Here is a 13,187-nt window from a genome sequence, read left to right on the forward strand (position 1 = left end):
AGCATCACCATGTCACGCACCGCCAAGTCCCCGAGCCCCGCCCTCATCCTGGCCGCCCTGCTCGCGGCCGCCGGCACCGCCGGCGCGCAGACCAAGACCCTCTACATCGGCATGAACGGGGGCACCATGGAGAAGGCGTACACGCAGTACGTGTTCCCGGCCTTCGAGAAAGCCTACGGCGCCAAGGTGGTGGTGGTGCCCGGCACCTCGTCCGACATCCTCGCGAAGGCGCAGGCCAACAAGGACAAGCCGCAGATGCACGTGATGTTCCTGGACGACGGCATCATGGTGCGCGCCATCGGCATGGGCCTGTGCCAGAAGCAGAAGCCCAGCCAGTCGCTCAGCGAGATCTATCCCGCGGCGCGCTTCAAGGACGACATGGCCAGCGGCGTGAGCCTGGGCATGACCGGCCTGGCCTACAACGCCAAGATGTTCAAGGAGAAGGGCTGGGCGCCGCCCACTTCGTGGATGGACCTGGCCGACCCCAAGTACAAGGGCAAGGTGGTGTTCCAGTCGATGTCGTCGTCGTCCTTCGGACTGCACGGCTTTCTGATGTTCAACCGCATCCAGGGCGGCAACGACAAGAACGTGGAGCCGGGCTTCAAGGCCTGGCCCACCACCGTCGGGCCGAACGTACTGGAGTACATCCCGAGCTCGGCCAAGCTGTCGGAGATGGTTCAGACCGGCGAGGCGGCCATCTTCCCGCTGACGCCCACGGCCGTCGCGGCGCTCAAGACCAAGGGCATTCCGGTGGAGTACGCGCCGCCCAAGGAAGGCGCGGTGGTGCTGATGGTGGGCCAGTGCGTGATCGCCAACAACAGCGAGCCCGAACTGTCGCAGAAGCTCGCCGAGTTCCTGCTGAGCCCGGTGGCGCAGGCCAACGTGCTGCAGTACGGCGCGCAGATCCCGACCAACCCCAAGACCCCCGCCGAGGGTGAAGGCGCCGCGCAGGTGGCGGACATCAACAAGTGGATGAAGACGGCCGTGACCATCGACTGGGAAAGCATCAACGCCAATCGCCCCGCGTGGAACGCGCGCTGGAACAAGACGATAGAGAAGTGATCCGTCAGCCCTGCGCGCCGGTTCTGCCAGTCCTGCGCAGCAGCACCGGCAGGCACAGCAGATAGAGCGACGCGCCCGCCAGCCACACGATGCCGGGGAAACGCGTGCGGAACGCGAAGTAGAGCGGGCTGATGAGCAGCGGGCCGAACACCGCCGCCAGGCTGGTGATGCTCGCGAGCACGCCCTGCAGCCGCCCCTGCTGCGCCTCGCCCACGCGCGCCGAGAGCGTCGCCTGCAGCGCTGGCGCGCAGACGCCGCCCATGCACAGGAGCGGCAGCATCGCGATCGCCATCCAGCCCTGCGTGGCGAAGGCGATCAGCGCATAGCCTGTGCCGTCGGCGATGGTGCCGATGGCGATGGCCGCGCGCTCGCCCCAGCGCTCGACCACCGGCCCCGCGACGAAGCCCTGCACCAGCGCATGCAGCAGGCCGAACACCGCGAGCGAGAGGCCGACCATGGTGCCGTTCCAGGCGTAGCGGTCCTGGCCGTAGATCACCCAGGTCGTGCCGGCGACCTCGCCCACAAGCACCAGCAGCAGGAACACGCCGAGAAGGGGCAGCAGCGCCGGAAAGCTGTTGGCCCAGCGCAGCGGCGCGAGCGGATGCAGCACGCCGCGGTCGAACGGTTTTGTGGCGAGCGCCGGCGGGCGCGACTCGCGCAGCACCAGCAGGCCGACGAGGAAGGTCACGCCGTTGAGCACCGCAGCCGCGATGAACGGCAGCCGCACGCCGTGGTCGCCGAGCACGCCGCCGATGGCGGGCCCGGCGATGAAGCCCAGTCCGAAGCAGGCGCCCATGCGGCCGAACCAGCGCGCGCGCTGGTTCTCGGGCGTGAGGTCGGCGATGGCGGCTGAGGCCACGGCGGTGCTCGCGCCCGTCATGCCCGCGATGGCGCGGCCCACGAACAGCATCCACAGCGAGGGCGCGAAGGCCATGAAGAGCGCGTCGATGGCGGCGCCCGCCACCGAGATGAGCAGCACCGGCCGGCGGCCGAAGCGGTCGCTGAGCGCGCCGAGCACGGGTGCGCAGAGGAACTGCATCAGCGCGTAGAGCGAGAGAAATGCGCCGAAGCGCCAGCCGAGATCGCCGGTGTGGCCGACCTCGCGCAGCAGGCCCGGCACGATCGGCATGACCAGGCTGATGCCGATGGCGTCGAGCGTGACGATCGCCAGGATCACGACATGCGCATGGCGGCCCTTCGCGGCGGAAGGCGTTGGGAGCGTGGTGGAATTTATCATTGATAAGTAATTATCAGCGATAAATTCCGGGCCGTGAAGTACCCTCCCGAATCGACATCGGCATGCACATCTGAATGAAACTGGACCGCGAAGTGATCCTCGAGACCGCCCTGGGGCTGCTCGACGAGGTCGGAATGGACAAGCTCAGCACCCGGCTGCTGGCCGAGCGGCTGGGCGTGCAGCAGCCGGCGCTGTACTGGCATTTCAGGAACAAGCGGGCGCTGCTCGATGCGATGAACAGCGAACTGCTGCGCCGCGCCCACAAGCGGCAGCTGCCGCTGCCCGACGAATCGTGGGAAACCTTCCTGCGCGAGAACGCGCGCAGCTTCCGGCGCGCGCTGCTGGCGCGGCGCGACGGCGCGCGGCTGCACGCGGGCACCGAGCCCGATCCGGGCGACCTGGAAATGGTGGAGGCCCAGCTGGCGGCCGTGGTCGACCGCGGCGTGCCGGCAACGCAGGCCATGACGCTGCTGATCGCGCTGGGCCGCTACACGGTGGGCTGCGTGCTGGAGGAACAGGCGGCGCCGCCCGACGCCGAGGCGCGCCAGCAGGCGCTCGATGCCTCCGCGGCCTCGCGCCCGCTGCTGGCCGAAGCCTTCGCGAGCTACCGCGAGGCGGGCCCGGATGCGATGTTCGACATCGGCGTGGACCTGATGATCGAGGGCGCGAAGGCGCGCCTCGACAACATCGAGGCGGCCGGGGCTAGTCCTGCGCCTCGCCGCAAATCCAGCCGGCGGCCTTCTCCGCCATCATCAGCGTAGGGCTGTTGGTGTTGCCGCTGGTGATGGTGGGCATCGCGCCCGCATCCACCACGCGCAGGCCCCGCACGCCGCGCACGCGCAGCTTCGAGTCGAGCACCGCCATCGGGTCGCCGTCGGCGCCCATCTTGGTGGTGCCGACCGGATGGAAGATGGTGGTGGCGATGTCGCCGGCCAGGCGGGCCAGGTCTTCGTCGGTCTGGTACTGCACGCCGGGCTTCCATTCCTCGGGCTTGTACTTGGCGAGCGCGGGCTGCGACGCGATGCGGCGCGTCACCCGCAGCGAGTCGGCCGCCACCTTGCGGTCTTCGTCGGTGCTCAGGTAGTTGGGGGCGATGGCCGGCGCGTCCTGGAAGCGCCCGCTCTTGATGCGCACCGCGCCACGGCTGGTGGGGTTGAGGTTGCACACGCTGGCGGTGAACGCCGGAAAGCTGTGCAGCGGATCGCCGAAGGCATCGAGCGACAGCGGCTGCACGTGGTACTGCAGGTTCGGCCACTCGTGCTCCGGCGAGCTGCGCGTGAAGGCGCCGAGCTGCGAGGGCGCCATGCTCATCGGGCCGCTGCGCCTGAGCATGTACTCGAGCCCGATCTTCGCCTTGCCGACCATCGACGAGGCCAGCACATTGAGCGTGGGCGCGCCGCTGATCTTGTAGACCGCGCGGATCTGCAGGTGGTCCTGCAGGTTGGCGCCGACGCCGGGCGCGTCGACCACCACGTCGATGCCGTGCTGGCGCAGCAGCGCGGCCGGGCCGATGCCCGAGAGCTGCAGGATCTGCGGCGAGCCGATGGCGCCCGCGCTCAGGATCACCTCGCGCGTGGCTTGCGCGGTGACCGTCTCGCTGCCGTTCCACACCTCGGCGCCCGTGCAGCGGCGCGTGCCGTCGGGCAGCGTCTCGAACAGCAGGCGCGACACCTGCGCGCCGGTCCACAGCTCGAAGTTGGGCCTGCCATAGCAGGTCGGACGCAGGAAGGCCTTGGCGGTGTTCCAGCGCCAGCCGTTCTTCTGGTTGACCTGGAAGTAGCCCACGCCCTCGTTGCTGCCACGGTTGAAGTCGGTGGTGTGCGGCACGTCGGCCTGGGCCGCGGCTTCGGCGAAGGCGTCGAGGATGTCCCAGCGCAGCCGCTGCTTCTCGACGCGCCATTCGCCGCCGGCGCCGTGCATCTCGTCGGCGCCGAGGTAGAAGTCTTCGTGTTTCTTGAACGCCGGCAGCACGTTCTGCCAGCGCCACGACTCATCGCCCGTGAGCTGCGCCCACTGCTCGTAGTCGCGCGACTGGCCGCGCATGTAGATCATGCCGTTGATGCTGGAGCTGCCGCCGAGCGTCTTGCCGCGCGGATAGCGCAGCACGCGGCCGTTGAGGCCGGCGTCGGGCTCGGTGCTGTAGAGCCAGTCGGTGCGCGGATTGCCGATGCAATACAGGTAGCCGACCGGAATGTGGATCCAGTGGTAGTCGTCCTTGCGGCCGGCCTCGATGAGCAGCACGCGCTTGCTCTTGTCGGCGCTGAGCCGATTGGCCATGAGCGAGCCGGCGGTGCCGGCCCCGATGATGATGTAGTCGAATTGGGTCTCGCTCATGGCGTTTGACTTGTCTCTCTTTTTTGTTCGACGAAATTGCTGGCCGGGATGGCGGCGCCCCTCGCGCCGCACCGCATGCTACTTGGCCGTGGGCATGACGAACTCGGCACCCTTGCCGATGCTCTCCGGCCAGCGCTGCATGACCGACTTCTGCTTGGTGTAGAAACGCACGCCCTCTTCGCCGTAGGCATGCATGTCGCCGAACAGCGAGCGCTTCCAGCCGCCGAAGCCGTGCCAGGCCATGGGAACCGGGATCGGCACGTTGATGCCGACCATGCCGACCTGGATGCGGCGGCTGAATTCGCGCGCCACGTTGCCGTCGCGGGTGAAGCAGCTCACGCCGTTGCCGAACTCGTGCGCGTTGACCAGGTCGACCGCGTCCTTGAAGTTGGCCACGCGCACGCAGCTGAGCACCGGGCCGAAGATTTCTTCCTTGTAGATGCGCATCTCGGGCGTGACGTGGTCGAACAGCGTGCCGCCCATCCAGAAACCGTCGCCGCATCCTTCGCCCGCCTTGTTGCCGTCGAACTGGCGGCCGTCCACCAGCAGCTTCGCGCCTTCCTTCTCGCCCAGGTCGATGTAGCCGGTGATGCGTTCATGCGCGGCGCGCGTGACGATCGGGCCCATCTCGGCCGCGAGGTTGGTGCCGTTGAGCACCTGCAGCGTCTTGGTGCGCTCGATGAGCTTGGGGATGATCTTGTCGGCCACGTCGCCCACCAACACCGCCACGCTGATGGCCATGCAGCGCTCGCCGGCCGAGCCGTAGCCCGCGCCGATCAGCGCGTCGACGGTCTGGTCGATGTCGGCGTCGGGCAGCACCACCATGTGGTTCTTCGCGCCGCCCAGGGCCTGCACGCGCTTGCCGTGGCGGGCGCCGGTTTCGTAGATGTAGTTGGCGATGGGCGTGGAGCCGACGAAGCTGATGGCCTTGACGTCGGGGTGCTCCAGCAGCGCGTCGACCGCGGCCTTGTCGCCCTGCACCACGTTGAACACGCCGTCGGGCAGGCCGGCTTCCTTCAGCAGCTCGGCCATGCGCAGCGAAGGCGTCGGGTCGGTCGGGCTGGGCTTGAGCACGAAGGTGTTGCCCGCGGCGATGGCCACCGGGAACATCCACATCGGCACCATCACCGGGAAGTTGAAGGGCGTGATGCCGGCGACCACGCCCAGGGGCTGGCGCAGCGTCCAGTTGTCGATGCCGGTGCTCACCTGGTCGGTGAAGTCGCCCTTGAGCAGCTGCGGAATGCCGCAGGCGAACTCGACGATGTCGATGCCGCGGCTGACTTCGCCCTGCGCGTCGGTGAAGACCTTGCCGTGCTCGGCGGTGATCATGTGGGCCAGCTCGTCCTTGTGCTCGTTGAGCAGCTGCAGGAACTTGAACATGACGCGCGCGCGGCGGATCGGCGGGGTGTCGGCCCAGGCCGGGAAGGCGGCCTGCGCGGCGGCCACGGCGGCGGAAACCTGCGCTGCATCGGCCAGGCCGACCTTGCCGGTGACGGCGCCGGTGGCGGGGTTGGTCACGTCCTGCGTGCGGCCGGAAGTGTTGGCGGCAGGCTGGCCGCCGATGAAGTGGTCGATGTTCGTGGTGGGCATGGGGACTGTGCTTTCGCGTGACGGGTCAAGAGGGGGAATGCGGCCAGTTTAGGCAGCGTGCCCCCTCGCGCCTAGACACGAAACTTGAATTTATTGTTCACCATGGCGAACAATGGATGCATGAAACCCCAAAATATCGAGTCGCTCTGGACCCACCTGCACTGGCTCACGGTGCTGGCGCAGCAAGGCAGTTTCACCGCCGCCGCGTTGCGCCTGGGCGTGAGCAAGGCGGCCATGAGCCAGCGCATCGCCGAGCTGGAGCATGCGGCCGGCGCGCCATTGGTGCAGCGCACGACGCGCAGCGTGCGGCTCACCGAGGCGGGCCGGCGGCTGGTGGACGACATGCGCGCGCCCTTCGAGCAGATTGCGCACAGCTTCGCGGGCGTGCGCGACCTGGCGGGCGTGCCGCGCGGGCTGGTGCGGGTGACGGCGCCGGTGGCCTTCGCGCGCCAGCAGCTGGTGCCGCGGCTGGCCGACTTCCTGCGCGCGCAGCCCGAGGTGCGCATCGAGCTCGACCTGTCGGACCGGCTGAGCTCGCTCGCAATGGAGGGCTTCGACCTCGCGATCCGGCACACGGCGGCACCGCCCGACACCCACGTGGCCTGGACGCTGTGCGAGACCCAGTCGGTGCTGGTGGCCAGCCGCGCCTACCTGCGCCGCCGCGGCACGCCGCGCGAGCCCCAGGCGCTGGCCGGCCACGACTGCCTGCACTACCCGCGCGCCCAGGAAACGCCGACTTGGCACTTCGAGGCCAAGGCCTCGGCGCCGCGCATCACGGTGCCGGTGTCGGGGCCGCTGGTGGCGAACAACAGCGAGGCGTTGCGCGACGCGGCGCTCACCGGGCTGGGCATCGCGCTGGTGCCCGACTTCAGCGCGCAGTCGGCGCTGCAGTCGGGCAAGCTGCAGCAGGTGCTGCCTCAATGGCGATCGGTGGGGGCTTTCGGCGAGCGGCTGTATGCAATACGGCCCTATGCCACGCACGTGCCGCAGGCGGTGACGGCATTCGTGGCATGGCTGCGCGAGGCGCTGGCGGACGGCTTCGCGGCCTGAGCGGGTGGGCATTCCCGGCCAGAGCCCGTGGGCCTCGGCACGCCCGAGGTGTTAATTAAGAAAAGCTGAAGAAACGGCGTGGTGCCCTACGCGAACGAGGGGTCTGCAACACGTGCACGGCGGATGCACCCGGTTACGATGCGCGATTCGCACCTGGCTTTTGTTAACTTTCCCGCTCGTACGCCCTATGTCCCCTGCCCAATCGCCTGCCGACGCTCCAGCCGCCGACAGCGCGTGGCCCGGCCTCGGACAGCAGGAGCGGGACGGCCGGCAGTGGACCGTGGCCACCGGCCGCTGGACCACGCTGGCGATGTCGTCCAAGCCGGCCTGGCAGGCGCTGTCGAAGAGCCTGGAGGCAGCCCCGGCAACCGACGACCGCGCCTGGGACCTGCGCGCGATCGAGCAGCTCGACCACATCGGCGCGCAGCTGCTGTGGGAACACTGGCGCCACGCCTGGCCCGCCGCGCTGGAGATGGCGCCGCAGCACAAGGCGGTGCTCGACCATGTGGCGCAATACACCGTCGCCACGCCCGAGGAACCCTCGCCCACGCTGAACGACCGCCTGCGCGCGTTCTCGCACAACGGCCCGCGCGCGATGATCGTGATGCGCGACTTCACCAGCCTGCTCGGCCAGCTCGCGATCGACCTCTGCGCGCTGGTCCGCGCGCCGCACCGGGGACCGTGGCGCGATTTCTCCGGGCACCTGTACCAGTTCGGCGCCACCGCGCTGCACATCACGGCGCTGGTCGGGCTCCTGATCGGCGTGGTGCTGGCCTACCTGATCTCGCAGCAGCTGCGGCAGTACGGCGCCGAGACCTTCGTGGTGAACATCCTCGGCCTCTCGCTGATCCGCGAGCTGGGGCCGGTGCTGGCGGCGGTGCTGATCGCCGGGCGCTCGGGCTCGGCCATCACCGCGCAGATCGGCGTGATGCGCGTGACCGAAGAGCTCGACGCGATGCGCGTGATGGGCATCGCCCATGGCTTCCGGCTGGTGATGCCGCGCGTGCTGGCGCTGGCCATCGCCATGCCGCTGATCAGCCTGTGGACCTCGATGGCGGCGCTCGCGGGCGGCATGCTGGCGGCCGACGCGGCGCTCAATATCTCGCCGTCGTACTTCCTGTCGGCGCTGCCGCGCGCGGTGCCCATTTCCAACCTGTGGCTTGCCATGGCCAAGTCGGCGGTATTCGGCGTTCTGATCGCGCTGATCGGCTGCTACTTCGGCATGAAGGTCAAGCCCAACACCGAGAGCCTGGGGCGCGGCACCACCTCGTCGGTGGTGACCTCGATCACCGCGGTGATCCTGGTGGATGCGCTCTTCGCCGTGCTCTTCAAGGGCATCGGCTTCCGGGGATGACGAGATGAGCATGCCCGTGCGCCCCGACACCGACCAGACCGTGGTGGACATCCGCGGCCTGTGGACGGTGTTCAAGAACGCCGACGGCGAGCAGGTGGTGCATCGCGACCTGCGGCTGCACATCGACCGCGGCGAGGTGCTGTCGCTGGTCGGCGGTTCGGGCACCGGCAAGACGGTGCTGCTGCGCCAGATCCTCGGGCTGGAAAAGCCCACGCGCGGCCATGTCGAGGTGCTGGGCCAGGAGCCCGGCGAACTCAGCGCCTCGGGCGCGGCCAACGTGGGCATGCTGTTCCAGCACGGCGCGCTGTTCTCGGCCTTCAGCGTGCTGGAGAACATCGCGTTTCCGCTGCGCGAGCTGAAGCTGCTGCCCGACGAGCTGATCCGCCATGCGGCGCTGGTGAAGCTGCAGATGGTGGGCCTGGAGCCCCGGCACGCCAACATGAGCCCGTCGGACCTGTCGGGCGGCATGATCAAGCGCGTGGCGCTGGCGCGCGCGCTCATCATGGACCCGCCGCTGCTGCTGCTGGACGAGCCCACGGCCGGCCTCGACCCCGAGGCCTCCGACAGCTTCTGCAACCTGCTGCGCGGCCTGCACCGCGAGCTGGGCCTGACGGTGGTGATGGTCACGCACGACCTGGACACGCTGTTCGATCTGAGCACCCGCATCGCGGTGCTGGCAGACCAGAAGGTGATCGTCACCGGCGCGGCGCGCGAGGTCATCGCGTATCCGCATCCGTTCATCCACGAATATTTTCTCGGCGGGCGCGGGCAGCGCGCCCTGGAGGCCCTGCACGACAAGCCCGCCGACGCAACTCTCGCATCGCAGCCCGCCGCGGAGGCGGGCCGCTGAAAGGTAGGTAGCCACCATGGAAAACAAGGCCCATGCCCTCGCCGCCGGCGCCTTCGTGCTCGGCCTGATCGCCGCGCTCGTCGCGCTGGTGATCTGGTTCACGCGCGACAACACCGTGCGCAACGTCTACGAACTGTCCACGCGCGAGGCCGTGAGCGGCCTGCAGCCGCAGGCCATGGTGCGCTACCGCGGCATCGCGGTGGGCAAGGTGACGTCGATCGACTTCGACCCCAAGGTCAAGGGCAACGTGCGGGTGCGCATCACGGTCGACGAGCGCGTGCCGCTCACCACCTCCAGCTTTGCCACGCTGAGCTACCAGGGCGTGACCGGCCTGGCCTTCATCGCGCTGGACGACAAGGGCGAGTCGACCGTGTCGCTCAAGCCGGACAACGACGACCCGCCGCGCATCCCGCTCAAGCCGTCGATGCTGGCGCAGCTGCAGGACCGCGGCGAAGCCATCATCAACCAGGTCGAGGAAGTGACCAAGCGCGCCAACCAGCTGCTGAGCGACCCCAATCAGAAGCGCGCCGCCGATGCACTGGAGAACATCGCGGCCGCCTCGGCCAGCGCCAACACGCTGCTCAAGACGCTCGACAACACGGTCAAGACCGGCCTGAACCCGGCGCTGACGAAGCTGCCCGACACCATGGCCTCGGTGAAGAAGGCGGCGGGCGACGTCTCGCGCGTGGCCAACAACTTCAACACCACCGTCGTGCGGCTGAACGCGCCCGACGGCCCGGTCGAGCGCCTGAGCGACGGCACCAAGGCGCTGGCGCAGGCGGTCGACTCGTTCAACTCGGCCACGCTGCCGCGCGTGAACCGCGTGGCGGACGACACCTCGCACGCCATCCGCCGGCTGGGCCGCGCGGCCGACAGCATCAACGACAACCCGCAATCGCTGCTGTTCGGCAACGGCGGCACGGCGGCGGGCCCGGGCGAGCCGGGTTTCAGCGCCCCCGCCGCGACGCGGCCCTGAGGGAGAGAAGAGGCCCATCATGACCATGAACGCCACCATCCACGCCATCCGTTCCCTGGCGAAGCCGCGCCGCGCTGCCGCCACGGCGGCGCTGGCCATCGGCTTCGCGCTGCTGGCCGCCGGCTGCGGCGCGCTGCCCGACAAGCCCGCGCGCGCGACGCTGTACGACTTCGGCCCCGGCCCCACCACTGCCACCGCCACGCAGGCGCAGGCATCGGCCCCGGCGCAGATGCGCCCCACCCTGGCGCTGGCCGAGTTCGAGAGCAACAGCCGCCTCGACGGCACGCAGATCCTCTACCGCCTGGGCTACGCCGACGCCAACGAGCTGCGGCCCTACGGCCAGTCGCGCTGGAGCATGCCGCCGGCGCAACTGCTGCGCCAGCGGCTGCGCGACACGCTGTCGGAGCGCCGCACGGTGCTCGGCCCGGAAGAAAGCGCGACCATCTCGCGCAGCAAGGGCGAAGTGCCCGACACGCTGCGCATCTCGCTCGACGAGTTCAGCCACTATTTCGATTCGGCCAGCGCCAGCGTGGGCCTGGTGCGCCTGCGCGCCACGCTGATCCGCGGCACCCCGGCCGGCGACCGCGTGCTGGGCCAGCGCCTGTTCACCGTGCGCAGCCCCGCGCCGAGCGCCGACGCGCCCGGCGGGGTGAAGGCGCTGGTCTCGGCCAGCGACGCCGCCGTGGCCGATGTGGTGCAGTGGGTCGACCAGTTGCAGCAGCAACAGCCCCGGCAGTAACCTGCGGCTTGATCGGAGGAGCTACACCATGAACGCAACACGCATCGTCGGCATCCTGCTGATCGTGGCCGGCATCGCAGCCTTGGGCCTCGGCGGCTTCAGCTTCACCAAGGAAACCCACGAGGCCAAGCTCGGCCCGCTCGAGTTCTCGATGAAGGAGAAGCAGACGGTCAGCTTCCCTCCCTGGGCCAGCGTGGCCGTGATCGTGGTGGGCGGGGCGCTGGTGCTGCTGGGTGGCAGGAAGGGCTGAGCGCCCCTCGTCAGCCCCAACCCGCAAGCAACTTCGGCAACAGGTCTTCCGACGCCCCCCGCAGCACCACGGAGGCCGCATCGTCCAGGTGCGGCAGCGGCTCCAGGTTCAGCGTGACGAGCCGCGCACCGTGCGCCAGCGCCGTCTGCGGCAGTTCGGCGGCCGGGTAGACGATGGTGGTGCTGCCCACCACCATGAACAGATCGCACTCCTGCGCGGCCACCTGCGCGTCGAGCAGCACGCCGGCGTTCAGCATCTCGCCGAACATCACGACGTCGGGGCGCGCATGCGAGCCGCAGCGCAGGCAGCGGTGGAAGGGCCAGGGGCCGCTTCGGTTGCCGCAGTGGTCGCAGCGCCAGCGGCGCAGCGAGCCGTGCAGTTCGAGCACGTCCTGCCCGCCGGCCAGCGTGAGCAGGCCGTCGACGTTCTGCGTCACCAGCCGCGTGGCGGGGCGCAGCCGCTGCAGCGCCGCGAGCGCGGCGTGGCCCGGGTTGGGCTGCGCCGATTCGATCACCGACATGCGATGCGCCCAGAACTTCGTGAACCCCGAGGGGTCGCGCGCCAGGTCTTCGGCATGGGAGAACTGCAGGGCGTTCTGGCTCTTCCAGAGGCCGTCGGTGTCGCGGTAGGTCGGAATGCCGGAGGCGCGGGACAGGCCGGCGCCGGAGAACACCACGATGCGCCGGGCATCGCGCAGCCGCCGTGCGGCCGCCTGTACTGCTTCGAAGGTGGAGGTGTTTTCTGGTGTGACGCGCGTCATCGCTCTGGTTTGGGGGAATTCGCCGGGGCGGGAACGGCGGTGGCGCCCAGGCGCTGCGACACGGTGTCCGCACAGGCCTTGAGCGCGCGGGAGATCTCGCCGTCCCACGCCGTGTCGAAGATGCCGGCCGGGCCGATGGCGGTGACGGCCAGCACGATGGCGCCAGTGTGATCGAACACCGGCGCGGCCATGGCGCTCACGCCCTCGATGACCTCGCCGTCGGAGCGGCTGATGCCGTGGTCGCGCACTTCTTTCAGCTGGCGCTCGAAGTCGCTCCATGAAGGCAGCGGCTGCACCGGCGGCATGCCGGCCGGCTGCGCGGGCTCGGCGCCCTTGCGCTGCTTCTGGCGCTGGCGCTCTTCCTCGAGCAGGCGGCGCACCACCTCGGCGTCGAGGTAGGTGGCGAAGACGCGGCCCGAGGCGGTGTTGGTCAGCGAGAACACCGTGCCGTGCCGCATGTTCACGTGCACCGGCGACGGCGACTCGGCCGTGCGGACGATGGTCGCGCCGCGCGCGCCCCATACGGCCAGCGCCACGGTGTGGCCGATCTGCTGGGCGAGCTGGCCGATCAGCGGCGTGGCGATGTGCACCGGGTCGGCCTGCTGCAGGCTGATGAGCCCCAGTTGCAAGGCCAGCGGGCCGAGCAGATAGTGGCCGCTGGCGCGGTCCTGCTCGATGAGGCCCAGGCGCCCGAAGCTGACCATGTACGGGTGCGCCTTGGCCGCGGTCATGTCGGCTTCCCGCGCCAGGTCCTTCAGCGCCATGGGCCGGCCGTGGTGCACCAGCGCACGCAGCAACTGGCCGCCGACCTCGATGCTCTGGATGCCGCGCTGGGCGCGGTCGGTGTCAGTGGCCATGGCTGCCTTTGGCGTCCGGTTGTTCGTTCATGAAGAAGGGATTAGACATTAACTGATCCGGCGCTTACACTCCAAAAATTCGTTAACCGCAAATTCGTTCGACTTAAACGAATCCCAGATTCCAACCC

At 69.4% G+C, this 13,187-nt stretch carries 13 protein-coding genes; 8 read left to right on the forward strand and 5 right to left on the reverse strand.

Going from position 1 to position 13,187, the window contains the following annotated elements; genetic code table 11:
* Window positions 1-9 precede the first annotated feature (9 nt).
* A complete protein-coding gene (locus C4F17_RS17245) occupies window positions 10-1,062 on the forward strand; it encodes an ABC transporter substrate-binding protein (RefSeq protein WP_106937599.1) in 1,053 nt (350 codons plus the stop codon).
* A 4-nt stretch (window positions 1,063-1,066) separates the two neighbouring features.
* Here C4F17_RS17245 and tet read toward each other — a convergent pair whose 3' ends face one another.
* Window positions 1,067-2,299 (reverse strand): Tet(A)/Tet(B)/Tet(C) family tetracycline efflux MFS transporter, encoded by a 1,233-nt coding sequence (tet, locus tag C4F17_RS17250; RefSeq protein ID WP_106936053.1) that lies wholly within the window; start codon window positions 2,297-2,299, stop codon window positions 1,067-1,069.
* 74 nt (window positions 2,300-2,373) lie between these two features.
* Between tet and tetR the strand changes: the two genes are divergently transcribed.
* Window positions 2,374-3,060 (forward strand): tetracycline resistance transcriptional repressor TetR, encoded by a 687-nt coding sequence (gene tetR, locus C4F17_RS17255; RefSeq protein WP_106936054.1) that lies wholly within the window; start codon window positions 2,374-2,376, stop codon window positions 3,058-3,060.
* On the opposite strand, the gene C4F17_RS17260 is transcribed toward tetR, so the two are convergent.
* Together C4F17_RS17260 and C4F17_RS17265 are read right to left on the reverse strand one after the other, a co-directional pair.
* Window positions 3,002-4,633, reverse strand: a complete 1,632-nt coding sequence (locus C4F17_RS17260; RefSeq protein ID WP_106936055.1) for a GMC family oxidoreductase — start codon at window positions 4,631-4,633, stop codon at window positions 3,002-3,004. The genes tetR and C4F17_RS17260 overlap by 59 nt on opposite strands.
* 78 nt (window positions 4,634-4,711) lie before the next feature.
* Window positions 4,712-6,223, reverse strand: coding sequence for a CoA-acylating methylmalonate-semialdehyde dehydrogenase (locus C4F17_RS17265; RefSeq protein WP_106936056.1), 1,512 nt, complete (start codon window positions 6,221-6,223; stop codon window positions 4,712-4,714).
* Between the two features lie 120 nt (window positions 6,224-6,343).
* Here C4F17_RS17265 and C4F17_RS17270 point away from each other — a divergent pair, with 120 nt between their 5' ends.
* The 6 genes from C4F17_RS17270 to C4F17_RS17295 all read left to right on the forward strand — a co-directional run bounded on the left by C4F17_RS17270 (window position 6,344) and on the right by C4F17_RS17295 (window position 11,442).
* A complete protein-coding gene (locus C4F17_RS17270) occupies window positions 6,344-7,273 on the forward strand; it encodes a LysR family transcriptional regulator (RefSeq protein WP_081266972.1) in 930 nt (309 codons plus the stop codon).
* 187 nt (window positions 7,274-7,460) lie between these two features.
* Complete coding sequence (locus C4F17_RS17275; protein ID WP_081266973.1) at window positions 7,461-8,627, forward strand: MlaE family ABC transporter permease; 1,167 nt, start codon at window positions 7,461-7,463, stop codon at window positions 8,625-8,627.
* A 4-nt stretch (window positions 8,628-8,631) separates the two neighbouring features.
* Entirely contained in the window at window positions 8,632-9,477 is an 846-nt protein-coding gene (locus tag C4F17_RS17280) for an ABC transporter ATP-binding protein (protein ID WP_081266974.1), read from the forward strand.
* Window positions 9,478-9,493: 16 nt separating this feature from the next.
* On the forward strand, window positions 9,494-10,453 hold the full coding sequence (locus tag C4F17_RS17285; protein WP_106936057.1) for an MlaD family protein: 960 nt from the start codon (window positions 9,494-9,496) through the stop codon (window positions 10,451-10,453).
* Between the two features lie 25 nt (window positions 10,454-10,478).
* Complete coding sequence (locus tag C4F17_RS17290; RefSeq protein ID WP_199851977.1) at window positions 10,479-11,192, forward strand: ABC-type transport auxiliary lipoprotein family protein; 714 nt, start codon at window positions 10,479-10,481, stop codon at window positions 11,190-11,192.
* Window positions 11,193-11,220: 28 nt separating this feature from the next.
* Window positions 11,221-11,442: a hypothetical protein gene (locus C4F17_RS17295; protein ID WP_106936059.1), complete on the forward strand. Its 222-nt coding sequence runs from the start codon at window positions 11,221-11,223 to the stop codon at window positions 11,440-11,442.
* 10 nt (window positions 11,443-11,452) lie between these two features.
* Here the strand turns inward: C4F17_RS17295 and C4F17_RS17300 are convergent, their stop codons facing one another.
* Complete coding sequence (locus tag C4F17_RS17300) at window positions 11,453-12,202, reverse strand: SIR2 family NAD-dependent protein deacylase (RefSeq protein ID WP_106936060.1); 750 nt, start codon at window positions 12,200-12,202, stop codon at window positions 11,453-11,455.
* Window positions 12,199-13,059, reverse strand: a complete 861-nt coding sequence (locus C4F17_RS17305) for an IclR family transcriptional regulator (protein WP_081266978.1) — start codon at window positions 13,057-13,059, stop codon at window positions 12,199-12,201. Before C4F17_RS17305 ends, C4F17_RS17300 begins: the two co-directional genes overlap by 4 nt.
* Between the last annotated feature and the right edge of the window lie 128 nt (window positions 13,060-13,187).

This window comes from Variovorax sp. PMC12, assembly GCF_003019815.1.
Taxonomy (GTDB): domain Bacteria; phylum Pseudomonadota; class Gammaproteobacteria; order Burkholderiales; family Burkholderiaceae_C; genus Variovorax.